Origin of the sequence: Mesorhizobium sp. LSHC412B00 (assembly GCF_000503035.1) — a bacterium.
In the GTDB taxonomy this organism is placed as follows: domain Bacteria; phylum Pseudomonadota; class Alphaproteobacteria; order Rhizobiales; family Rhizobiaceae; genus Mesorhizobium.
Window position 1 is genome coordinate 14105 of sequence record NZ_AYWB01000023.1, and the last position, 21943, is coordinate 36047.

Consider the following 21943-nt stretch of genomic DNA (forward strand, 5'->3'; position numbering starts at 1 on the left):
GACCTGAAATCTGAATCCGTCTCTAAAATCAAACAGATGGAGCATGATGTCGTCCGAAAACCGCTTCACACTTTTCGGCATCATGCTCTAGGGAGGTCGAGAAAATGGCAATCCTGCTCAACCGCAGCACCCGCGTCATCGTGCAAGGGTTCACCGGCAAGATCGGCAGCTTCCATGCCGAGGACATGAAGCGCTACGGCACCAAGCTGGTCGGCGGCGTTACGCCCGGCAAAGGCGGCCAGAAGCATCTTGGCCTGCCCGTCTTCAACACGGTCAAGGGCGCGGTGCGCGAGACCCGCGCCGAGGCCAGCATCGTCTTCGTGCCGCCGCCCTTTGCCGCCGATTCGATCATGGAAGCGGCGGACGCCGGCATTAAACTCTGCGTCTGCATCACCGACGGCATCCCCTCGCAGGACATGATGCAGGTCAAGCGCTACATGCTGCGCTACCGCTACGAGGACCGCATGCGGCTGATCGGCCCGAACTGCGCCGGCGTCATCACGCCCGGACAGGCGCTGATGGGCATCATGCCCGGCAGCATCTACCTCCCCGGCCGCGTCGGCATTGTCGGCCGCTCCGGAACCCTGGGCTACGAGGCGGCGTCGCAGATGAAGTCGCTCGGCATCGGCGTCTCGACCAGCGTCGGCATCGGCGGCGACCCGATCAACGGCTCGTCCTTCAAGGACATGCTGAAACTGTTCGAACAGGATGACGACACCGACGCGGTGGTGATGATCGGCGAGATCGGCGGACCGCAGGAAGCCGAAGCCGCGATCTGGGCGCGCGATAATATGCGCAAGCCCCTGATCGCCTACATCGCCGGCCTCTCCGCCCCCAAAGGCCGCCGCATGGGCCACGCCGGCGCCATCATCTCGGCCTTCGGCGAGTCGGCGCAGGAAAAGGTGGAGATCCTCAAGGACGCCGGGGTGATCATCGTGCCGACGCCGTCGTCGTTTGGTGAGGTGGTTGCAGAGACGCTGGCGGGGATGAAGAAGGCCGCCTGAACAGCGGCCTTCGCGTTCGACCGCGCCTCATGCCGCCTTGTCGGCTGCCGGCTTCGCGACCTTGGTGCGGGTGGCGCTGCGGCGGCCGTCGACGCTGACCGGAATGTCGCCGTCGACCGTGGCGCGACGCACCACCCGGTGCTGGTCGCCGTAATCGTTGACGGCGTAGTGCTGCGTCGCGCGGTTATCCCAGATCGCCACATCGCCGGCCTTCCAGCGCCAGCGCACGGTGTTCTCCGGCGCCGTGACATAGGACTGGAACACCTCGTAGAGCTTCGCCGAATCGCTTTTGGAAAGACCGATCAGCCGTTGCACGAAATTGCCGAGCAGCAGCGAGCGCTCGCCTGTTTCGGGATGGACGCGGACAACGGGATGCTCGGTCTCGTAGATCGTCGAGGTGAAGATTTCCTCGAAGTGCTTCTTTTCCGCAGCACTCGCACGCGGCCGCACCGCGGCGTAATCGTAGGCGTTGCTGTGAACCGCCCAAAGATTGTCGGCGAGCAGCTTCAACGGCTCGGGCAGATCCTGATAGGCGGCCGCGGTGTTCGACCAGATGGTGTCGCCGCCGGCCGGCGGTATGACGACGCCGCGAAGAACGGAGAATTTCGGATAGGCGTCGACGAAGGTGACATCGGTGTGCCATTGGTCGGCGCGACCGCCGCCACGGCTGGAATCGAGTTCGAGAATGGACGCCGTTCCCTTGACGGGACCTTGGGTCGGATGCGGGACGAGGTCGCCGAGACGCTGGGCAAAGCGCTCCTGCCCGGCATCGTCGAGATGCGCCTGGTCGCGGAAGAACACCACCTTGTGCCGCAACAGGATCTGGTTGATCGCCGCGACCGTCTGCTGCGGCAGATCGCCGGAGAGCCGTATGTTCCTGATCTCTGCGCCGACGCGTCCGGTAAGAGGGACGATATCGGCATCCGGGATGATCTGCTCTACGGGGGTAAGTCTGGTCATGGGAACCTCTGTCCTCTAAGGCCGCGGGGCTGGTGGCAATGCTCCGCCGTCTGCCGGCCGCATAGCGATCGGCGGAGCAACTCCCTCATCGAGAGCCGACTTGCCTGGTAACGAGAGCACTGATCTCAACTCAGGAGGCGAAGGCCGCCAAGGCTGGCGAGCAGTACCGAGATCCCATTCAAAGCGTAATTCTACAAATTCCATAGACATTTCTTTTCAAAGTTCGGCGGCCCTGAGAAAAATGCCTTCTGTCCAGTTCGTTCGTGAGCGGCAGGCGGTGGAGCGCTGCGCGACGCGGCCCGCACCAGTAGTGACGCTGTCGTATCCCCTTCGATATTGGAGATGGCGGGTGAATTGCATGCCTGATATTGATGGCTTCCACGCATCACGCAGGCGCCGAGATGACAGACTCCGATAAGGCTGACGCTGTCGAGCAATTGCTCGATACGCCTGACCTCGCCACCGCGCTGGAAAGCGACCAGTTCAAGAAATTTCTCGACCAGATGCCGATCGCGATCGCCGTCTCGGAATTGATCGCGAAGGAGCGTGTCGTCTACGCCAATCCCGAATTCGAGAAGCTCTCGGACCTCAAGGCGCCGAAGCTTGCGCGGGAAAACTGGGCGGCCCTTTCCGGCAGGGGGCTTCATCGGCAGAAGGACAGGCCGCTCGCCGAGGCTGTCGTTGAAGACACCGATTTCGTCGGCACATTTCGCCTCGAGCGCGGCGAGGACAAGCCGGCAATCGTCGACGTTTATTCCAACGTTATCGAGGACGACAACGGCAAGCTCTGCTTCCGGCTGGTGGCGCTTGTCGACGTCACGGCACACGGTGAGACCGAGGACGCGCGACCCGCGGAGGAGCTCATCCGGGAGAAGGACACCCTGTTGCGCGAACTGCAGCATCGGGTGAAAAACAATCTGCAGATGATCACCGCTTTGATCCGGATGGAAACCCGCAACGCCACCGAACCGGACCAGAAGCGTTTCGAAAGGCTTGCCGGCCGGGTAGACGCATTGGCAATCCTCTACCAGACATTGTCGGCTGACCAGCAGAAGGATGAGGTGGATCTTGGCGTGTATCTTAGCCAGATCGCGTCCGCCGTCATGGCGTCGCACGCAGTCGAAGGTATCCGCCTCGACCTTAAGGTGGATACCTATCCGGTATCCATCAACGTTGCCATGCCGACAGGCCTGGTCGTCAATGAGTTGCTGACCAACGCTCTCAAACATGCATTCGTCGGGCGCGATGGCGGCACGATCACGCTGCACAGCGTCGTCAGCGGCGATGGTTGCCGGGTGACTGTCGCCGATGATGGGATCGGTCTGCCGACGGGTGAGACCTGGCCCAGGCCAGGCAAGCTCGGCTCTTTGATCGCGCGGTCGCTGACCGAAAATGCCAAGGCGCAATTCGACGTCAAGTCGAGTGCCGGCGAGGGAACCAGGGTCACCATCGTCTTCAAGCGATCGGCGGCGACGGACTGAGGCTATGCAACGGCGCGCCGGCAAATCCCGGCCGGACAGGTGCTTCGGGCGCTCGCGGGTGTGGCCTTAAGTCGCAAACGATTTGGCTGCAGAAGCGGGGCGCCGGGCTTCTTTGACGGTGCGATAAGCACCATATGTGGTCCACAGCCCTCCAAAACGAGAGAAGCTCGCTCCGGCGGGTCGCACCGCGGCCGTCAGCCGGCAATGGCTATGAACCAGGAAATTGAAAACCATCATGCATGAAAATATCAGACCAGCGTCTAGAGACGTCCCCCTCATTCAGCTAGGCCTCAACCAGTGCCGCTTCCCGGTGAGCGAAGACCGCTCGGTACCCGGTGGCTACCGTTTTTGTGCCGGGCCAACGTCGCCGGATCGCGTCTATTGCGATCACCACCACACCGTCGTGACGGCCGTTGACCCTCGTCGAGCCCGTCCGGGTCTCCATTTCCCTCAACGACGCGCCGCTTAGGTCACCCACATCCCCTGCCCGCCACCGCCAAAGCCGGGGACTCGGGTGCAGGAGGCTGGCCGGTGCGAGCCAAGCGGCGTTCGCGTGCGGCTCTGCGACCTCTTGTTGCAACTCTGCTGCGGCCGGTTCAAGCGCCAAAGGCGATGATTTGGCGTCGACGGCCTGAGAAGTCGCAATGAATTCAATGGCCGAAAAATTATGGTGCGGTCGAGAAGACTCGAACTTCCACGGGTTGCCCCACAGCGACCTCAACGCTGCGCGTCTACCAATTCCGCCACGACCGCCCGTGGTAGGAGCCGGAACGAACCGGCTCGCGGCGTGTAGCAAATCGTTTCCGGCGAAACAAGGGCGCGGCGCGCAATAATCGCCGCGAATTGGCATATCGGCCTCTACAGCGCCGCGCGTCCTGTGGGACGCGCAAAGGACGCAGCAGCACTTTGATTTGGCGCATGATCCTTTCCGAAGATCGTTCCTATCTTCGGGGTCGTGCGCGAAGGCCGAAATGCGTGGCGAACTGGACGTTTCAGCCGGATACCGCCATATGAAGGGCAAATGCATTTGGCCCCAGAGCGCAAGGCGGTTTCGCCAAGCCGGCGTGCATCACGCGAAAAACGAAAAAGCCATGACCGAACGCAGCCAGATCGCCACGTCGTTCCTGCCCTTGCCGGGTTCGGCGCCGGTCGAATGGCGCATCGAGCCTGGCCTGGCCGGCTACACCGATGCGCTGGCCCTGATGGAAGCGCGCGCCGAGGCGATCCGCACGGGTGCGGCCGCCGAGATGGTCTGGCTGGTCGAGCATCCGCCGCTTTACACCGCCGGCACCAGCGCCCGCATCGAGGATTTGATCGACCCCGACCGTTTCCCGGTGTTTGCCGCGGGGCGCGGCGGCGAATACACCTATCACGGGCCGGGGCAGCGGGTTGCCTATGTCATGCTTGACCTGAAGCGCCGGCGCGAGGATGTGCGCGCCTTCGTCGCCGCGCTCGAGCAGTGGATCATCGGCACGCTTGCCGCCTTCAATGTACGCGGCGAACGCCGCGAGGACCGCGTCGGAGTCTGGGTGGTGCGGCCCGAGCGCCCGTCCCTGCCCGACGGCTCGCCGGCTGAAGACAAGATCGCGGCCATCGGCATCCGGCTGCGGCGCTGGGTGAGCTTTCATGGCATTGCCGTCAATGTCGAGCCGGATCTCAGCCATTTCAGCGGCATCGTGCCATGCGGCGTGCCGGATCACGGCGTCACCAGCCTCGTCGACCTCGGCCTGCCCGTGACCATGGCCGATTTCGACCTGGCGCTGAAATCCGCCTTCGAGGATGTTTTCGGGGCAGCGGAGTCAACTTCTGCAGAACCGGCTCGCAAGGCCGGCTGAGTCTCGCCTCGACCAACGCTCAAAGCAACCGCGCCGAGGCCCACAACAGCCCGAAACCGTGAATGGCGAAGACGGCCAGCAGCGCGCCGGCCATGGCGAAACGGTCGAAGATGCGGATCGGCTTCAATTCGTGGCGCGGTTTTACCCCGCTACCCACTGCCATCAGGCTGAGGATGGCAAAGACGGCGCCCGCCACCAGCAGAAAGCTTTGGGAAAAGCCGGCCAGCCAGCCAAGCCATAGCAAGGCCGAGAGCAGGGAAAACGAGGCGAGCGCCAGGGCGACCGGCCCCGGGCAGATCTGGCGCAGCACCTGACCGCCGTCGAATTTCCACACCGGCACCAGATTGGCGATGTTGAACAGCGCGGCAAAGCCGGCAAGCGTCGCCAGAAGGGCCGCGGCGAGCCGATGTCCCTCGCCGGATGCGAGCCCGCTGGCGACGATCAGCAGCGGTACCAGGAACGCGGAAAAACCAGCGCCCATCAGCGCCACGAAGGCGACCTCGAAGCGGCTGTCATAAGGCCGGCCGCCAATGGCGATGCCGCCGAGCAGCGGGATAAAGATCATCCGCGCCTTGCGATGACCGGTTAGCCGAAAGGCCGCCATGTGGCCGAGCTCATGCAGGGCAACCACCGAGGTCAGGATCGCGGCCAGCGCCAGGCCGCCGAGATTGAGCCCGAAGAACGGCCAAAGGATGAAAGCCGACAGAACGGCGAAACCGACCTGGCTCAGCGGATGCTCGAACCAGCCGCCCTTGCGATACTGTCCGGTCCTCGCCCAGATCTCCAGCTTGCCGAGCTCGCGGCGCATGGCGAAGTAGCGGAACACCAGGAAGGCGACGCCGCGATAGCGATCGGTCTGACTGAGCGTCACCCGCGTGCCGGCACCTTCCGAGGTGAGTTCGGTGGTCTCATAAAAATCCTTCCAGAACGACGCGTCGAGCGCGGTATCCTCGATGACCCGCATCGAAAAACGACTGCCTTCGACGACGTCCTCGAAGCGCGACCTGCGCTCGATCGGCTGGCCGTCGCGGCCTTCCCACGACAGCAGGATGCGGGCCGTGCCCTGCCCGTCCAGCGGCTGGGCCGAGAGTATCTCGCCGGACCAGCCGGCATCGCTGCCTAGCGGCCACAGCGCCTGCCAGAGGCGCTGCCGGTCCATCGTAATCACGCGGCTGAGCCTCACCGTGCGCAAACCGAGCGGCGCAGTCATCAAAAGGAAAATCAATCCGAGATTACCGGCCACCAGAAGGGCCGTCACGATCGGCGACACCTGAGGTTTTTGCTCCCTGTATTTGGCAGGGCAGTCTAGCGGCACGGCGGCAAGAAAGGCTTAACGGCACAACGCCCTCCTGCCCGCCTAAAACACTGCGGCGAACAGCAGTTGCATCACATGGCGCCGATCCAGACGGCCATGGAAACCAGAAACGCACTCATGCACACCAACGAAACGACGTCCTGAACAAGATCGCTCATAACTCTCTCCTGTTGTTGCTATGTTCGTATTTTGTTCTAATTTTGTTCGAAAGTCAATGAGCGGAAAGCGGCATGCCGACAAATCCTGACAGCCGGTTTGGGCAGGGTTAAGGAAAGGTTGACGGGGTGACGGCAGTGCTGACGGAGGGCGCATCGCATGCCTTTGCGATCGGCCGACACGCACCAATCACTTCGTCATCCTAGGGCGGAGCAAGGAGCGCAGCGACGCGGCGCAGACGCTAGGATGACGAAGTTGGGGCCTACAACGGAACGACCTTGCCGTCCGCCAGCGTCACCCGGCGGTCCATGCGCGAGGCGAGCTCGTGATTGTGGGTGGCGATCAGCGCGGCAAGGCCGGACTGCTTGACCAGCGCGCCAAGCGCCTCGAAGACATAGGACGCGGTGACCGGGTCGAGATTGCCGGTCGGCTCGTCGGCCAAAAGCAGCAAGGGCGCATTTGCGACCGCGCGAGCAATGGCGACGCGCTGCTGTTCGCCGCCGGACAGCTCCGACGGCCGGTGCGACGCGCGCTTGCCAATCTGCATATAGTCGAGCAGCTGTGCTGCGCGCTCCGACGCCTCCTTGCGCGAAAGCCCTTTGATCAGCTGCGGCATCATGATGTTTTCCAGTGCCGAAAACTCCGGCAGCAGATGATGGAACTGATAGACGAAGCCGACATCGTTGCGGCGGATTGCCGTGCGTTCGTCGTCGGAGAGCCGTCCGCAGGCGCGGCCGGCCAGAATGACGTCACCGGCGTCGGGGCGCTCGAGCAGGCCCGCCGTATGGAGCAGCGTCGACTTGCCGGTGCCCGACGGCGCCACCAGCGCCACCATCTCGCCGCGCTTCAGCGAAAAGTCGGCGCCGTTCAAAATGGTGAGCTTGCGCGGCCCCTGGACATAGTGCCGCTCGACGCTCTTCAGCTCGATAATGATCTCGGACTTCATTCGTATCTCAAGGCCTCGACCGGATCGAGCCGTGCGGCGCGCCATGCCGGAAACACCGTTGCCAGGAAGGACAGGCCGAGCGCCATCAGGATGACATAGGTGGTCTCGCGCGGGTCCATCTTTGCCGGCAGCTGGCTGAGGAAATAGAGCTCCGGGTTGAACAGCACCTTGCCGGTCATCCAGGAGAAGAACTGGCGGATGGATTCGATGTTGGTGCAGATGAGCACCCCGAGCAGCACGCCGGCCAGCGTGCCGGTGACGCCGATCGCAGCACCCGTCATCAGGAAGATGCGCAGGATGGCGCCGCGCGAGGCGCCCATTGTGCGCAGGATGGCGATATCGTGGCCCTTGTCCTTCACCAGCATGATCAGGCCGGAGATGATGTTGAGCGCCGCCACCAGCACGATCAGCGTCAGGATCATGAACATGACGTTGCGCTCGACCTGCAGTGCTGAAAAGAACGTCTCGTTGCGCTGGCGCCAGTCGACCATGTCGATCGGCCGTTGCGCCGCCGCATCCACCAGCGGTTTCAGCGCGTCGACATTATCGGGATTGTCGACATAGATCTCGATCGTCTGCGCCCTGCCGTCCATGTTGAAATAGAGCTGCGCTTCGGAAAACGGCATGTAGACGATGGAGCTGTCATATTCCGACATGCCGACCTCGAAGATCGCCGCCACCTTGTAGCCCTTCAGCCGCGGCGTCGTGCCCATCGGCGTCACATCGCCGTCCGGCGAGATCAGCGTGATGGTGTCGCCGAGCACAAGGCCGAGATTCTCCGCCATGCGCTTGCCGATAGCGACGCCCTCGCCGGAGTCGAAGCCGTCAAGCGTGCCTTGCTTGACGTTCTGGGCGACGATGGCGATCTTGCCGAGGTCTTCGGCCCTGATACCGCGCACCAGCGCGCCCATGCCGCCGCCGACATTGCCTTGCGCCAGCACCTGGCCGTCGATCAGCGGTATCGCGTATTTGACGCCGGCCACGCCGTTGATGCGGGCGGCGACCTGCGCATAGTCCTCAAGCGGCGAATCCAGCGGCTGCACGATCAGATGGCCGTTGACGCCGAGGATGCGGGTCAGAAGTTCGGCTCGAAACCCGTTCATGACAGCCATGACGACGATCAGCGTGGCGACGCCCAGCATGATGCCGAGGAAGGAGATCGAGGCGATGACCGAGATCACCGTCTCCTTGCGGCGCGACCGCAAATAACGCCAGGCGACCATGCGTTCGAACATGGAGAACGGGCCGGCGACCGGAGACTTGGTGACCGGAGACTTGGCGACCGGAGACTTGCCAACCGGAGACTGGGCTACCGAAGACTTCGCTGCCGCGGCTTCGCTCATGCGGTTGCACCGAAGCGTTTCCTGGCCTCCGCGACCGGCAGCGTCTCGCGCTCGCCGGTCCGGCGGTTCTTGATCTCGATCTCGCCGGCGGCCACGCCGCGCGGCCCGACGATCACCTGCCAGGGCAGGCCGATCAGGTCTGCGGTGGCGAACTTGCCGCCCGGCCGCTGGTCGGTGTCATCGTAAAGCACATCCTTGCCGGCGCTGGTGAAGGCGGCGTAGAGCTCGCCGCAGACGCGGTCGCACTCGGCGTCGCCGGCCTTCATGTTGATCAGGCCGATGTCGAACGGCGTCACCGCTTCCGGCCAGATGATGCCGTTATCGTCATGGCTGGCCTCGATGATCGCTGCCACCAGCCGCGACGGACCGATACCGTAGGAGCCGCCGGAAACGAAATGATCCTTGCCGTCGGGCCCGGTCACCTTGGCGCCCATGGGCTTGGAATATTTGTCGCCGAAATGAAAGATGTGGCCGACCTCGATGCCGCGTGCCGAGACCCGGTCGGCTTCGCCAAGCTTGTCCCAGGCCGCCTCGTCATGCATCTCGTCGGTGGCGGCGTAAGGCGTCGTCCACGTTTTGACGATGTCGGCGATCTCGCCGTCATTGCCGAAGTCGGTTTTCTCGCCGGGCACCTGGAGCGACAGATATTCGCGGTCGCAATAGACCTGGCTCTCGCCGGTGTCGGCCAGGATGATGAATTCATGGCTGAGATCGCCGCCGATCGGCCCGGTGTCGGCCCGCATCGGAATGGCCTGCAGCCCCATGCGCGTGAACGTCCTGAGATAGGATACGAACATGCGGTTATAGGCGGCCTTCGCGCCCTCGAAATCGAGGTCGAAGGAATAGGCATCCTTCATCAGGAATTCGCGCGAGCGCATGACGCCGAAGCGCGGCCGCACCTCGTCGCGGAACTTCCACTGGATGTGGTAGAGGTTTAGCGGCAAGTCCTTGTAGGACTTGACGTAGGCGCGCACGATCTCGGTGACCACTTCCTCATTGGTCGGACCGTAAAGCATGTCGCGGTCCTGCCGGTCCTTGATGCGCAGCATCTCCTTGCCGTAATCGTCATAGCGGCCGCTTTCGCGCCACAGATCGGCCGACTGGATGGTCGGCATCAGGATTTCCAAAGCGCCGGCGCGGTTCTGCTCCTCGCGGATGATGCGGCAGACCTTGTCCAGCACCAGCTTGCCCAGCGGCAGCCAGGAAAAGCTGCCCTGCCCCTGCTGGCGGATCATGCCGGCACGCAGCATCAGCCGGTGCGAGACGATCTCGGCCTCGCGCGGATTTTCTTTCAGGATGGGCAGGAAAAACTGCGACAAACGCATGGACAGGTCCGTGAGAGAGGAGGCTGCGCCGGAATCGGCGCGGCTGGCTTGCTTGCCCCGGCTTCATAGCTATTTCGTGACGGAATGGAAACCCGACCGGCCGCATCGGCCGGAAATCGCAAAAATCGATTCTTCTTCCAAAGACCTTCGCACCGAAAACGATAATGCTTTTGATACAAAATGATGACCTGACTCCGAAGTGCTCACACACGCTTTGCGCGTCCGGGCGACGCGGCACACCTGACCAGATTAAGGCGGCAGCCCCGGTGTTGTTCGTTTCGCAAGCAAAGCCTGCCGCACTATTGTGCACTGCAGCACAGATTGCCCGATTGCGGGCAAAATTCTGCGTGACAATTTCATCAGGGTTAGGCTAGTGTGCCCCGATAACCGAGAGGGTGGAGAAAAATCTGCTCTCCTACGCGGTCAAAGTCTTGGGAGGATGCGATCTAGGCGCGGTTACCCGCTGCCGCCGGAAACCGGAAAACAGATCGGAACGCGTTTAAATTGCAAGGCCTTGTGCCTTGCATTTTTTTTGCCCGATCATCTGGTTAGATCAACCTGTTCCCAAATCACGTGAGCTTGCGTCAGCCTGATGCCCAGTCGTGATTCTAATACGGGTGGGCCATGCCTGGCCGCCTATTGCGCATCGCAGGCTGGTGAGACAAAACCTGAGTTTGGCGCTTCGAAAACAGGCACGAACACCCCACCCGATCTGTCGGCGGGAAAGTGGTTAGTTAGCCGGTGCCCGGCTGGCTTCGGGGATGATGTGCGGGACTTCGTCGAGGCTGTAGCCCAGCCCGTGCGTCAGGCTGTAGAAAACCCCCATGACGACAGCCGTGACGATGGTGGTGCGGATCACGGCGCGCAGCATATGCGGTCCGCGCGGCGCGCTCGCAACCGTGCCCAGCGTCACGTCCTGGTCGTCATCCTGCGTCTTGACGCTGAACGGCAGCACGATGAACAGCATCAGCCACCAGGTGATGAAGAACAGGGCGGCAAACGAAATCCAGCTCATGCCTGCTCCAGTTCGACCAGCGTGCCGAAGAAATCCTTGGGATGCAGGAACAGCACCGGCTTGCCGTGGGCGCCGGTTTTGGGATTGCCGTCGCCCAGCACGCGGGCGCCGCTCGCTTTGAGGTGATCGCGCGCGGCAAGGATGTCGTCGACCTCGTAGCAGACATGATGCATGCCACCCGAGGGGTTCTTCGCCAGAAAGGCCGCGATCGGCGACCGTTCGCCCAGCGGCTCCAGGAGTTCGATCTTGGTGTTGCCGACATCGACGAACACCACGGTAACGCCATGCTCGGGCAGCGCTTGCGGCGCGGTGACCTTCGCGCCAAGCGTATCGCGATAGGCCGCAATCGCCGCGGCCAGGTCCGGCACGGCAAGCGCTACATGGTTCAGGCGTCCGAGCATGAAGTGCTCCACAAGTTAAGAGAGTAGGGAATGGGCAGTAGGCAGTAGTGATACATCTGCATTTTTTTCCACTGCCTACCGCCTACTGCCTATTCCCTCACCTCGTCACAAACACCGTCACCAGCGGCTTCTTGCCCCAGGCCTCGTTGGCGGCGCCGCGCACGGCGCGGCGCACCGCTTCCTGCACCAGGTCGAGGTCCTTGCGGCGCTGGCGAGGGATCGAGTCGACCGCGCCGACGGCCGCGTCGAGCATCAGATCTTCCATGTTTTCGCCACGGGCATCGGCCTCGGCGACGCCGATGGCGACCAGGTCGGGATCGCCGGCGAGCTCATATTTGTCGTCGAGCACGACATTGACCGCGACATGGCCGGCAAAGGATAGCTTGCGCCGGTCGCGTATGCCCATCGCCTGGTCGGTGCCGATCAGCCTGCCGTCCTTGTAGATGCGGCCGAACGGCACCTGGTCGATGATCGTGGCCGGACCCGGCGCCAGCCGCAGCATGTCGCCGTCGCGCACTTGCGGCACCTGGCCGATGCCCGACGTCGACATCAGCGACCCCTGCGCCACCAGATGCGCGGCTTCGCCGTGCACGGGAACGCCGATCTGCGGCCGCACCCATTCATACATCCTGCGCAATTCGCTGCGGCGGGGATGGCCGGAGACATGCACCAGCGCGTCGCCATCCTCGATGATCTTGATGCCGAGGTCGATGAGGCGGTTCTTGATCTCGAGGATCGCCTTCTCGTTGCCGGGAATGGTGCGTGAGGAAAACACCACCGTGTCGCCGGCCGTCAGCGACACCGACTTCATCTCGTCGCGCGACAGTTTTGCCAGCGCTGCCAGCGCCTCGCCCTGGCTGCCGGTGCAGATGATGACGAGGTTCTCGCGCGGGATGAAGCCGAAATCCTCTTCGGCGATGAACTCCGGCAGCCCGTCCATGTAGCCGAGCTCGCCGGCGACATCGATGACCCGCTTCAGCGAGCGGCCCAGCACCAGGCACTGGCGGCCGGCATCGCGCGCCGCCTTGGCGATCGAGACGATGCGCCCGACATTGGAAGAGAAGGTGGTGACGGCGACACGGCCGACAGCGCTCTGGATGACGCCCCTGAGGCCTTCGCCCACCGCCACTTCCGACGGCGATTCGCCTTCGCGCAGCGCATTGGTGGAATCGCAGACCAGCGCCAGAACGCCCTTGTCGCCATAGGCGCGAAACCGCGCCTCGTCGGTTTTCGGACCGATCGTCGGTTCCGGATCGATCTTCCAGTCGCCGGTATGGATGACGGTGCCGGCCGGCGAGGTGATCGCCAGCGACATCGGCTCGGGGATCGAGTGCGCCACCGGAATGGCCTCGATCGAGAACGGGCCGACGGTGAATGTTTCGCCTGCCCGGTAGATCGTCACCGGAATTTTCTTCGGCGCGCCCTGCTCGCCCTGGCGCTTGGCGTCCAGCAGTCCGGCGCTGAACGGTGTCATCCACACCGGCGCCTTCAGCTTTGGCCAGATGTCGAGCAGCGCCCCGTAATGGTCTTCATGCGCGTGGGTGATGATGATGCCGCGCAGGCCGGCGAGGTTCTCCTCGATGAAGCGCGTATCGGGCAGGATCAGGTCGACGCCCGGATGCGCCGCGTCGGGAAAGGTCACGCCGACATCGACGACGATCCACTCGCGCGCGCTAGGCGGCCCATAGCCGTAAAGGGCGAAGTTCATGCCGATCTCGCCGACGCCGCCGAGCGGCACGAAGACGAGTTCGGCGTTTTGCGCTTTCGCCATCAATTTTCCCTTCCCGGCCCTTGCGACCAGCTCTAAATCTTTGCCGACGCGACGGCGCCGAAATGCACGTCGCCGGCGGCTACCGTCACGACCGACCCCTCATCATCGCGGATCACGAAACGGCAGTCCGCGTCAATGGTCTCGAAGGTACCGCGCACCACATTCCCGTCAATCCTGACAGCAACCTCGCCGCCAAGCCCCGCCGCGCGCGCCAGCCAGCGACGCCGGATGGCGTCGAGCCCGCGTCCGTCATCCCACAGCCGGGCATTGTCGGTCCAGGCATCGGACAGCGCCAAGAACAGCGTTTCGGCGTCGCATGTCGCGCCCAGCGCCTGAAGCGATGTCGCCGGATACGGCAAATCCGGCGGATGCGCCACCACATTGACGCCGATGCCCACCGCCACCGCGAAACGGCCGCCATCGAGAATGGCCGATTCCAGCAGGATGCCGGCCAGTTTGGCGCCGGAGGCAAGCACATCGTTCGGCCATTTCAGCTCGAAGCGGTTCTGCCCTTGGCTGGCGCCGTCGAGGCCGATGGCGATCCTGCCCTTCGGCACCACGGCGTCAAGCGCATCGGCCAGCGACAGGCCGGCGACGAAGCCCAGCGTCGCCGCCAGACGCAACTCACCGCCGGTGATGACCAGCAATGTCGCCGCCAGATTGCCCTCGGGAGATACCCAGGCCCTGCCGCGGCGGCCACGGCCGCTTTCCTGCTTCTTGGAAACGACCCACAATTTGCCGGGGTCGCCTGCCCTTGCATGGTCCAGCGCAAGCGTGTTGGTGGAACCCACGCTGTCATGGGCCTCGAGCCGGAACCCTTCCGTCTCAGAGGTTGGAGCCAGCCGAAATGCCATCCGGTCAGAAAAATGTCTTGGCGGCGGCTTCGGCGTAGGTCGCGATCGGACCGCCGATCAGCACATAGAACAGCACGAAAGCGCCGGAGACACCAAGCACGAGGCGCAGCTCAACCGCCATCGGAACGAAGCCACCGGCCGGTTCGTCGAACCACATGATCTTGATGATACGCAGATAGTAGAAAGCGCCCACGACGGAGGCCAGCACGCCGATGATCGCCAGCGCATAGAGGTTGGCGTTGATGGCGGCGAGGAACACGTACCATTTCCCCCAGAAGCCGGCGAGCGGCGGGATGCCGGCCAGCGAGAACATCAGGATGGTCAGGATCGTCGCCATGATCGGGTTGGTCGACGACAGACCGGCGAGATCGCTGATCTGCTCGACATTGCCTTCCTTGCGCCGCATGGCGAGGATGAAGGCGAAGGTGCCGAGCGTCATGACGAGATAGATCAGCATGTAGATGGCGACGCCGCGCACGCCGGCCTGGCTGTTGGCGGCAAGGCCGACCAGCGCGTAGCCCATATGGCCGATCGAGGAGTACGCCATCAGCCGCTTGATGTTGGTCTGGCCGATGGCGGCAAAGGAGCCGAGCGCCATCGAGGCGATCGAGATGAAGACGATGATCTGCTGCCAGTCGGAAGCGATCGGCTTGAAGGCGCCCATGGTGACGCGCACGATCAGCGCCATCGCCGCCATTTTGGGGGCGGCCGCCAGGAAAGCGGTGACCGGCGTCGGTGCGCCCTCGTAGACATCGGGCGTCCACATATGGAACGGCACCGCCGAAATCTTGAAGGCAAGGCCGGCCAAAACGAAGACCAGGCCGACGACGAGGCCGAGCTGGCGCTCACCGCTGCCAAGCGCCGAGGCGATTTCCTGGAAGCCGACATTGCCGGTGTAGCCGTAAATGAGGCTGATGCCGTAAAGCAGCATGCCCGACGACAGCGCGCCCAGCACAAAATACTTCAAACCGGCCTCGGTCGAACGCAGATTGTCGCGATTGATCGCCGCCAGCACGTAGATCGCCAGCGACTGCAGCTCGAGGCCGAGATAGACCCCGATCATGCCGTTGGCCGAGATCATCAGCATCATACCGAGCGTGCAGAGCAGGATCAGCACCGGGTATTCGAACTTGTCGAAATGCTCCTGCCTGGCGAAGCGCATCGACATCACCAGCGTCACCGCCGAACCGATCAGCGACAGCACCTTCATGAAGCGGGAGAACGGATCCTGGATGAAGGCGTTGCCGTAGGCTGCGCCCTGTCCCGTGGGAAAGATCAGCCATAGGCCTGCGATCACCAGCACGGCGACGGCAAGGACAGTCACCAGAATGGCAGTGTTGGCGCGCGAATAGGCGCCCACCATCAACAGCGCCAGCGCGCCGATGGCGAGGATCAGCTCCGGCGTCGAGAGCGAAAGGCTGGAATAAAGGTCCGGCGTCATGGTTCGCAAAACCTCTGGTCAGTTCGCCGCCGCGGTCTGCGCGGCGCCGATGGATGCGGTGACATTGGTGACGAGCGCCTTGACCGACTGGGCCGTGGCATCGAAGACGGGAGCGGGATAGACGCCGAAGAAGATGACCAGCACGACCAGCGGGTAGATGATCGCCTTCTCGCGCGTCGACAGATCGAGCAGGCCCTTCAGGCTTTCCTTGGTCAGCGCGCCGAAGATCACCCGGCGGTAGAGCCAGAGCGCGTAGGCCGCCGACAGGATGACGCCGGTGGCGGCGAAGAACGCCACCCAGGTGTTGACCCGGAACACGCCGAGCATGGTCAGGAACTCGCCGACGAAGCCTGATGTGCCGGGCAAGCCGACATTGGCCATGGTGAAGATCAGGAACACCGTGGCGTATTTCGGCATGTTGTTGACCAAGCCGCCATAGGCGTCGATCTCGCGTGTGTGCATGCGGTCGTAAATGACGCCGACGCACAGGAACAGCGCGCCCGAGACGAGGCCGTGGCTCAGCATCTGGAAGATCGCGCCCTGCACGCCTTCCTGGTTCATGGCGAAGATGCCCATGGTGACGAAGCCCATATGGGCGACGGAGGAATAGGCGATCAGCTTCTTCATGTCCTCCTGCATCAGCGCCACCAGCGAGGTGTAGATGATGGCGACGACCGACAGCGTGAACACCAGCGGTGCGAACATTTCCGACGCCAGCGGGAACATCGGCAGGGAGAAGCGCAGGAAGCCGTACCCGCCCATTTTCAACAGTATGCCCGCCAGGATCACCGAGCCCGCCGTCGGCGCTTCGACGTGGGCGTCGGGCAGCCAGGTGTGCACCGGCCACATCGGCATCTTCACCGCGAAGGAGGCGAAGAAGGCTAGAAATAGCCATGTCTGCATGTGGGCCGGGAAGTTGTGCGTCAGCAGCGTCGGGATGTCGGTGGTGCCCGCCTGGAAGAACATCGCCATGATGGCGAGCAGCATCAGCACCGAGCCGGCCAACGTGTAGAGGAAGAACTTGAACGAGGCATAGACGCGGCGCTTGCCGCCCCAGACGCCGATGATGATGAACATCGGGATCAGGCCGGCCTCGAAGAAGACGTAGAACAGCACGATGTCGAGCGCGCAGAACACGCCGATCATCAGCGTTTCCAATAGCAGGAAGGCAATCATGTAGGCCTTGACCCGCTTGTCGATCGCTTCCCACGACGCCAGGATGCAGAGCGGCATCAGGAACGTCGTTAGGATGACGAACAGCATCGAAATGCCGTCGACGCCCATATGGTAGGAGATGCCGGAATCCAGCCAGGCAAACTTCTCGACGAACTGGAAGCCGGCCTGCGAATTGTCGAAGCCGGTCCAGATGAACAGCGAGATGATGAAGGTGGCTGCCGTCGTCGTGAACGCGATGGCGCGGATGTTGCGACGTGCATTCGGGCTGTCATCCCTGATGAACAGGATCAGCAGCACACCTACCAGCGGCAGGAAGGTGACCAGCGAGAGGATTGGCCAGGCGGTCATCAGAGCATCATCCAGGTGACGAGTGCTGCCACGCCGATCAGCATGGCGAAGGCATAGTGATAGAGATAGCCGGTCTGCAGCTTGACGACGCGGTCGGTGACGTCGACGACGCGCGCCGAAATGCCGTCAGGACCGAGCCCGTCGATGATGGTGCCGTCGCCGGTCTTCCACAGGAACCGGCCCAGCGCCTTTGCCGGCCGCACGAACAGGACGTCGTAGAGCTCGTCAAAGTACCATTTGTTGAGCAGGAAGGCATACAGCAGCCGATGGTTGGCGGCGACACTCCGGGGCAGTTCCGGCGAGCGGATGTAGAACTTCCAGGCGACTGCAAAGCCGATGACCATGGCGACGAACGGTGCCAGCTCGACCCACAGCGGCAATTCATGGATGTCGTGCAGGATGTGGTTGTCCGGCAGCGTGAACAGCGACGCCTTCCAGAATTCGGCATAGCCTTCGCCGATGAAGGCGCCATGAAAGATAACGCCGGCAAACAGCGCGCCCGCGGCCAGGATGAACAGCGGCACCAGCATCACCGGCGGCGATTCATGGACATGGTGCATGACGTCGTGGCTCGCCCGCGGCTCGCCGTGGAAGGTCATGAAGATCAGCCGCCAGGAGTAGAAGGAGGTGAAGCAGGCGGCGATGACCAGCAGGACAAAAGCGAGGCCGGCGACCGAATTGTGGCCGGCAAAGGCAGCCTCGATGATGGCATCCTTGGAGAAGAAGCCGGCGGTGCCGATGACGGTCACCGGAATGCCGACGCCGGTCAGCGCCAGCGTGCCGATCACCATCATCCAGTAGGTCTTCGGAATGAGCTTCCGCAGGCCGCCCATCTTGCGCATGTCCTGCTCGTCGGAGACGGCATGGATGACCGAGCCCGAGCCCAGGAACAGCAGCGCCTTGAAGAAGGCGTGCGTGAACAGATGGAAAATCGCCGCGCCATAGGCGCCGACGCCGAGCGCCACGAACATGTAGCCGAGCTGCGAGCAGGTCGAATAGGCGATGACGCGCTTGATGTCGTTCTGGACCAGGCCGACGGTCGCCGCGAAGAAGGCGGTGAAGGCGCCGATGAAGGTCACCACGGTCAGCGCCGAATGCGACAGTTCGAACAGCGGCGACAGCCGCGCCAGCATGAACACGCCGGCCGTGACCATGGTGGCGGCATGGATCAGTGCCGAGACCGGGGTCGGGCCCTCCATCGCGTCCGGCAGCCAGGTGTGCAGCGGCACCTGCGCCGACTTGCCCATAGCGCCCATGAACAGCAGCAGGCAGACGATGGTCATGGCTGCCTGCTTGTCCAGCGCGTAGCCGAGGAAGGTCAGCACGGCCGCGCCTTGTGGGGCGCCTTCAGCCGGAATGAACGTCGCGGCATTGGCGAAGATGGTGCCGAGATTGACCGAGCCGAACAAAACGAAGACGCCGAAAATGCCGAGCGCGAAGCCAAAATCGCCGACGCGGTTGACGACGAAGGCCTTGATGGCAGCAGCATTGGCCGACGGCTTCTTGTACCAGAAGCCGATCAGCAAATAGGAGGCGAGACCCACCCCTTCCCAGCCGAAGAACATCTGCACGAGGTTGTCCGCCGTCACCAGCATCAGCATGGCGAAGGTGAACAATGACAGATAGGCGAAGAAGCGCGGCCGGTTCGGATCGTGGTGCATGTAGCCGATCGAATAGATGTGGACCAGCGCCGACACCGTGTTGACCACCACCAGCATGACCACCGTCAGCGTATCGATCCTGAGCGCCCAGGACGCGTCCAAGCCGCCGGATTGGATCCAGCGCAGTACCGGCACGGTGAACACCTCGCCTTCGCCGAAGCCGACGGAGAAGAAGGCGACCCAGGACAGCACGGCCGAGATCACCAGGAAGCCCGAGGTGATGTATTCCGATGCCTTGGCGCCGAGCGCATTGCCGAACAGGCCGACAATCAGGAAGCCGAGCAGCGGAAGGAAGACGATCGCTTGATACATGTTAGCCCCGTCAACCCTTCATCTGGTTCACGTCTTCGACCGCGATCGAGCCGCGGTTGCGGAAGAAGACGACGAGAATGGCAAGACCGATGGCCGCTTCGGCGGCCGCGACCGTCAGGACGAACAGGGCAAACACTTGGCCGACGAGATCGCCCAATGCCGCCGAGAAGGCGACGAAATTGATGTTGACCGCCAAAAGGATCAGCTCGATCGACATCAGGATGACGATGATGTTCCTGCGGTTCAGGAAGATGCCGAACACGCCGAGCGTGAACAGGATCGCCGATACGGTCAGGTAATGTGCGATGCCGACGACCATCTCAGAGCCCCTCGCCCGACTTGACCTTGCGGATTTCCATGCCTGTCGCCGGCGTGCGGCCGACCTGGGCTGCGATCGACTGCCGCTTGACCCCTTCCTTGTGGCGCAGCGTCAGGACGATGGCGCCGATCATGGCGACCAGCAGGATGAGGCCCGAAATCTGGAAGTAGTAGAGGTAGTCCGTATAAAGGATGTCGCCGAGTGCTGCGGTGTTTGTCCGCGCGGCAAGATCCGGGATGGGTTTGGAGACCGTCGAGGCCAGTTGCGGCGAGAAGGTGTAGCCGCCGAGCACCACGATCAGCTCGGCCGCCAGGATCAGCCCGACCAGCGCGCCGATCGGCGCATATTGCAGGGCGCCTTCCTTCATCTCGGCGAAGTCGACATCGAGCATCATGACGACGAACAGGAACAGCACCATGACCGCGCCGACATAGACGACAAGCAGGATCATCGCCAGGAACTCGGCGCCGGTCAGCATGAACAGGCCGGCGGCGTTGAAGAAGGTCAGGATCAGGAACAGCACGGAATGCACGGGGTTGCGCGACGAAATGACCATGAAGGCCGACGCCACCGCGACAAAGGCGAAGAGGTAGAAAAAGGCCGCCTCTAGTCCACTCAGCATTGGGGATCCCCCGGGTTCCTGTCCAAACAGGACATCCGTCCTGTTTGATTTCTGCGACCGCCTCCGGTCGGCAAGTTGCGTTGTCCTTAGACGAGGCCCCTCGCCCCGTCCATGCGTCAAATGTCAGCGATAGGGCGAGTCCAGCGAGATGTTGCGCGCCAGTTCGCGCTCCCAGCGGTCGCCATTCGCCAGCAGCCTGTCCTTGTCGTAGTAAAGCTCCTCGCGCGTCTCCGTCGCGAACTCGAAATTCGGCCCCTCGACGATGGCGTCGACCGGGCAGGCTTCCTGGCAGAAGCCGCAATAGATGCACTTCACCATGTCGATGTCGTAGCGCACGGTGCGGCGAGTGCCGTCATTGCGGCGCGGGCCGGCCTCGATGGTGATCGCCTGCGCCGGACAGATCGCTTCGCACAATTTGCAGGCGATGCAGCGTTCCTCGCCATTGGGATAGCGGCGCAGCGCATGCTCGCCACGGAAGCGCGGGCTGGTCGGCCCTTTCTCGTGCGGATAGTTGATCGTCTCCTTCGGCGCGAAGAACTGGCGCATCGACAGGAAAAAGGCGCTGACGAAATCCTGCAGCAGCAGCGATTTGGCGGCCTGGCCAAAAGCGGACATCACGCAAACCCCGTGATCTTGAGGAAGGCCGCGGTGGCAACGACCATGAATAGCGAAATCGGCAGGAACACTTTCCAGCCAAGGCGCATCAGCTGGTCGTAGCGGTAGCGCGGCACGAAGGCCTTCACCATCGAGAACATGAAGAACATCAGGCAGATCTTGAGCACGAACCAGATCACGCCGGGCACCCAGGTGAAGGGGGCGAAGTCGAAGGGCGGCAGCCAGCCGCCGAGGAACAGGATGGTGGCCAGCGCGCACATCATCACCACGGCGACATATTCGCCGAGGAAGAACAACAGGAACGGCGTCGACGAATATTCGACCATATGGCCGGCGACCAATTCGGACTCGGCTTCCACCAGGTCGAAGGGCGGGCGGTTGGTCTCGGCCAGCGCCGAGATGAAGAAAATGACGAACATCGGGAACAGCGCCAGCCAGTGCCAGTCGAGGAAGCTGTTGGGCAGGCCAAGCTTGGTGCCCAGCCCATCCTGCTGCGACAGCACGATGTCCGACAGGTTGAGCGAGCCGACGCAGAGCAGCACGGTGACGATGACGAAGCCGATCGAGACTTCGTAGGACACCATCTGCGCCGCCGAGCGCAGCGCGCCGAGGAACGGGTATTTCGAGTTGGACGCCCAGCCGCCCATGATCACGCCGTAGACCTCGAGCGAGGAGATGGCGAAGACGTAGAGGATGCCGACATTGACGTTGGCGATCCCCCAGCCCGCATTGACGGGAATGACCGCCCAGGCCGAGATTGCCAGCACGGCCGACACCAGCGGCGCCAGCAGGAACACGCCCTTGTTGGCGCCGGACGGAATGACCGGTTCCTTGAAGACGAATTTCAGCAGATCGGCGAAGGCCTGCAGCGTGCCCCAGGGGCCGACGACGTTCGGGCCGCGGCGCAATTGCACCGCCGCCCAGATCTTGCGGTCGGCGTAAAGCAGGTAGGCGACCCCGATCAGCAAAACGACGATCAGCACGACCGACTTCAAAATGATGATCAGCGCCGGCAGCACGTAGAAGGAGAAGAAAGTGTCCAT

20 protein-coding genes and 1 tRNA gene are annotated in these 21943 nt (G+C 63.0%); 4 read left to right on the forward strand and 17 right to left on the reverse strand.

The features are described from left to right. Window positions 1-104: 104 nt before the first annotated feature. A complete protein-coding gene (sucD, locus tag X757_RS138700; protein ID WP_023727684.1) occupies window positions 105-1004 on the forward strand; it encodes a succinate--CoA ligase subunit alpha in 900 nt (299 codons plus the stop codon). 27 nt (window positions 1005-1031) lie between these two features. On the opposite strand, the gene X757_RS138695 is transcribed toward sucD, so the two are convergent. After that, window positions 1032-1964, reverse strand: coding sequence for a TauD/TfdA family dioxygenase (locus tag X757_RS138695; protein WP_023727685.1), 933 nt, complete (start codon window positions 1962-1964; stop codon window positions 1032-1034). Window positions 1965-2365: 401 nt separating this feature from the next. On the opposite strand from X757_RS138695, the gene X757_RS138690 reads away from it, so the two are divergent. Then, complete coding sequence (locus tag X757_RS138690; protein ID WP_023685214.1) at window positions 2366-3445, forward strand: sensor histidine kinase; 1080 nt, start codon at window positions 2366-2368, stop codon at window positions 3443-3445. A 235-nt stretch (window positions 3446-3680) separates the two neighbouring features. Further along, window positions 3681-3914 carry a GcrA family cell cycle regulator gene (locus X757_RS1000000169835; protein WP_081726779.1) on the forward strand — a complete coding sequence of 78 codons (234 nt, stop codon included), beginning with the start codon at window positions 3681-3683 and terminating at the stop codon, window positions 3912-3914. A gap of 199 nt (window positions 3915-4113) precedes the next feature. Here X757_RS1000000169835 and X757_RS138680 read toward each other — a convergent pair. Beyond that, window positions 4114-4198: transfer RNA gene (locus tag X757_RS138680), tRNA-Leu, on the reverse strand. Window positions 4199-4536: 338 nt separating this feature from the next. Between X757_RS138680 and lipB the strand changes: the two genes are divergently transcribed. Next, on the forward strand, window positions 4537-5280 hold the full coding sequence (lipB, locus tag X757_RS138675; protein ID WP_023727687.1) for a lipoyl(octanoyl) transferase LipB: 744 nt from the start codon (window positions 4537-4539) through the stop codon (window positions 5278-5280). 19 nt (window positions 5281-5299) lie between these two features. Here lipB and X757_RS138670 read toward each other — a convergent pair whose 3' ends face one another. From X757_RS138670 to nuoH, 15 genes are all read right to left on the reverse strand, one after another. Then, window positions 5300-6550 (reverse strand): peptidase M50, encoded by a 1251-nt coding sequence (locus tag X757_RS138670; protein ID WP_023727688.1) that lies wholly within the window; start codon window positions 6548-6550, stop codon window positions 5300-5302. Between the two features lie 463 nt (window positions 6551-7013). Further along, entirely contained in the window at window positions 7014-7697 is a 684-nt protein-coding gene (locus tag X757_RS138665; protein ID WP_023685211.1) for an ABC transporter ATP-binding protein, read from the reverse strand. Further along, window positions 7694-8932 carry a lipoprotein-releasing ABC transporter permease subunit gene (locus tag X757_RS138660; protein ID WP_031194713.1) on the reverse strand — a complete coding sequence of 413 codons (1239 nt, stop codon included), beginning with the start codon at window positions 8930-8932 and terminating at the stop codon, window positions 7694-7696. Before X757_RS138660 ends, X757_RS138665 begins: the two co-directional genes overlap by 4 nt. 104 nt (window positions 8933-9036) lie before the next feature. After that, window positions 9037-10365, reverse strand: a complete 1329-nt coding sequence (gene proS, locus X757_RS138655) for a proline--tRNA ligase (protein ID WP_023670802.1) — start codon at window positions 10363-10365, stop codon at window positions 9037-9039. 730 nt (window positions 10366-11095) lie between these two features. Continuing rightward, complete coding sequence (locus tag X757_RS138650) at window positions 11096-11380, reverse strand: DUF1467 family protein (RefSeq protein WP_023698332.1); 285 nt, start codon at window positions 11378-11380, stop codon at window positions 11096-11098. Beyond that, window positions 11377-11781, reverse strand: a complete 405-nt coding sequence (gene mce, locus X757_RS138645) for a methylmalonyl-CoA epimerase (RefSeq protein WP_023727689.1) — start codon at window positions 11779-11781, stop codon at window positions 11377-11379. The genes X757_RS138650 and mce overlap by 4 nt, the downstream gene beginning before the upstream one ends. A 97-nt stretch (window positions 11782-11878) precedes the next feature. Next, on the reverse strand, window positions 11879-13552 hold the full coding sequence (locus X757_RS138640) for a ribonuclease J (protein WP_023727690.1): 1674 nt from the start codon (window positions 13550-13552) through the stop codon (window positions 11879-11881). A gap of 32 nt (window positions 13553-13584) precedes the next feature. Beyond that, complete coding sequence (locus X757_RS138635) at window positions 13585-14406, reverse strand: biotin--[acetyl-CoA-carboxylase] ligase (protein ID WP_023670806.1); 822 nt, start codon at window positions 14404-14406, stop codon at window positions 13585-13587. A 4-nt stretch (window positions 14407-14410) separates the two neighbouring features. Then, window positions 14411-15847 carry an NADH-quinone oxidoreductase subunit NuoN gene (nuoN, locus tag X757_RS138630; protein WP_023727691.1) on the reverse strand — a complete coding sequence of 479 codons (1437 nt, stop codon included), beginning with the start codon at window positions 15845-15847 and terminating at the stop codon, window positions 14411-14413. An 18-nt stretch (window positions 15848-15865) separates the two neighbouring features. Continuing rightward, on the reverse strand, window positions 15866-17371 hold the full coding sequence (locus tag X757_RS138625; protein WP_023670808.1) for an NADH-quinone oxidoreductase subunit M: 1506 nt from the start codon (window positions 17369-17371) through the stop codon (window positions 15866-15868). Then, window positions 17371-19344, reverse strand: coding sequence for an NADH-quinone oxidoreductase subunit L (gene nuoL, locus X757_RS138620; RefSeq protein ID WP_023700374.1), 1974 nt, complete (start codon window positions 19342-19344; stop codon window positions 17371-17373). Before nuoL ends, X757_RS138625 begins: the two co-directional genes overlap by 1 nt. A gap of 10 nt (window positions 19345-19354) precedes the next feature. Next, entirely contained in the window at window positions 19355-19663 is a 309-nt protein-coding gene (gene nuoK / locus X757_RS138615) for an NADH-quinone oxidoreductase subunit NuoK (RefSeq protein ID WP_023670810.1), read from the reverse strand. A gap of 1 nt (window position 19664) precedes the next feature. Beyond that, window positions 19665-20285 (reverse strand): NADH-quinone oxidoreductase subunit J, encoded by a 621-nt coding sequence (locus X757_RS138610; protein ID WP_023727692.1) that lies wholly within the window; start codon window positions 20283-20285, stop codon window positions 19665-19667. Window positions 20286-20408: 123 nt separating this feature from the next. Beyond that, window positions 20409-20900, reverse strand: a complete 492-nt coding sequence (gene nuoI / locus X757_RS138605) for an NADH-quinone oxidoreductase subunit NuoI (protein ID WP_023685203.1) — start codon at window positions 20898-20900, stop codon at window positions 20409-20411. Next, window positions 20900-21943 carry an NADH-quinone oxidoreductase subunit NuoH gene (nuoH, locus tag X757_RS138600; RefSeq protein WP_023727693.1) on the reverse strand — a complete coding sequence of 348 codons (1044 nt, stop codon included), beginning with the start codon at window positions 21941-21943 and terminating at the stop codon, window positions 20900-20902. The genes nuoI and nuoH overlap by 1 nt, the downstream gene beginning before the upstream one ends.

Excerpts from the sequence above, each read along its gene's own strand:
- X757_RS138635 (WP_023670806.1), bottom strand. The coding sequence starts at position 14,406 with ATGGCATTTCGGCTGGCTCCAACCTCTGAGACGGAAGGGTTCCGGCTC.
- X757_RS138610 (WP_023727692.1), bottom strand. The coding sequence starts at position 20,285 with ATGCTGAGTGGACTAGAGGCGGCCTTTTTCTACCTCTTCGCCTTTGTC.
- sucD (WP_023727684.1), top strand. The coding sequence starts at position 105 with ATGGCAATCCTGCTCAACCGCAGCACCCGCGTCATCGTGCAAGGGTTC.
- X757_RS138665 (WP_023685211.1), bottom strand. The coding sequence starts at position 7,697 with ATGAAGTCCGAGATCATTATCGAGCTGAAGAGCGTCGAGCGGCACTAT.
- mce (WP_023727689.1), bottom strand. The coding sequence starts at position 11,781 with ATGCTCGGACGCCTGAACCATGTAGCGCTTGCCGTGCCGGACCTGGCC.
- X757_RS138690 (WP_023685214.1), top strand. The coding sequence starts at position 2,366 with ATGACAGACTCCGATAAGGCTGACGCTGTCGAGCAATTGCTCGATACG.
- X757_RS138640 (WP_023727690.1), bottom strand. The coding sequence starts at position 13,552 with ATGGCGAAAGCGCAAAACGCCGAACTCGTCTTCGTGCCGCTCGGCGGC.
- X757_RS138695 (WP_023727685.1), bottom strand. The coding sequence starts at position 1,964 with ATGACCAGACTTACCCCCGTAGAGCAGATCATCCCGGATGCCGATATC.
- nuoI (WP_023685203.1), bottom strand. The coding sequence starts at position 20,900 with ATGTCCGCTTTTGGCCAGGCCGCCAAATCGCTGCTGCTGCAGGATTTC.
- nuoN (WP_023727691.1), bottom strand. The coding sequence starts at position 15,847 with ATGACGCCGGACCTTTATTCCAGCCTTTCGCTCTCGACGCCGGAGCTG.
- proS (WP_023670802.1), bottom strand. The coding sequence starts at position 10,365 with ATGCGTTTGTCGCAGTTTTTCCTGCCCATCCTGAAAGAAAATCCGCGC.
- X757_RS138650 (WP_023698332.1), bottom strand. The coding sequence starts at position 11,380 with ATGAGCTGGATTTCGTTTGCCGCCCTGTTCTTCATCACCTGGTGGCTG.
- X757_RS138660 (WP_031194713.1), bottom strand. The coding sequence starts at position 8,932 with ATGTTCGAACGCATGGTCGCCTGGCGTTATTTGCGGTCGCGCCGCAAG.
- nuoH (WP_023727693.1), bottom strand. The coding sequence starts at position 21,943 with ATGGACACTTTCTTCTCCTTCTACGTGCTGCCGGCGCTGATCATCATT.
- X757_RS1000000169835 (WP_081726779.1), top strand. The coding sequence starts at position 3,681 with ATGCATGAAAATATCAGACCAGCGTCTAGAGACGTCCCCCTCATTCAG.
- lipB (WP_023727687.1), top strand. The coding sequence starts at position 4,537 with ATGACCGAACGCAGCCAGATCGCCACGTCGTTCCTGCCCTTGCCGGGT.
- X757_RS138625 (WP_023670808.1), bottom strand. The coding sequence starts at position 17,371 with ATGACCGCCTGGCCAATCCTCTCGCTGGTCACCTTCCTGCCGCTGGTA.
- nuoL (WP_023700374.1), bottom strand. The coding sequence starts at position 19,344 with ATGTATCAAGCGATCGTCTTCCTTCCGCTGCTCGGCTTCCTGATTGTC.
- nuoK (WP_023670810.1), bottom strand. The coding sequence starts at position 19,663 with ATGGTCGTCGGCATCGCACATTACCTGACCGTATCGGCGATCCTGTTC.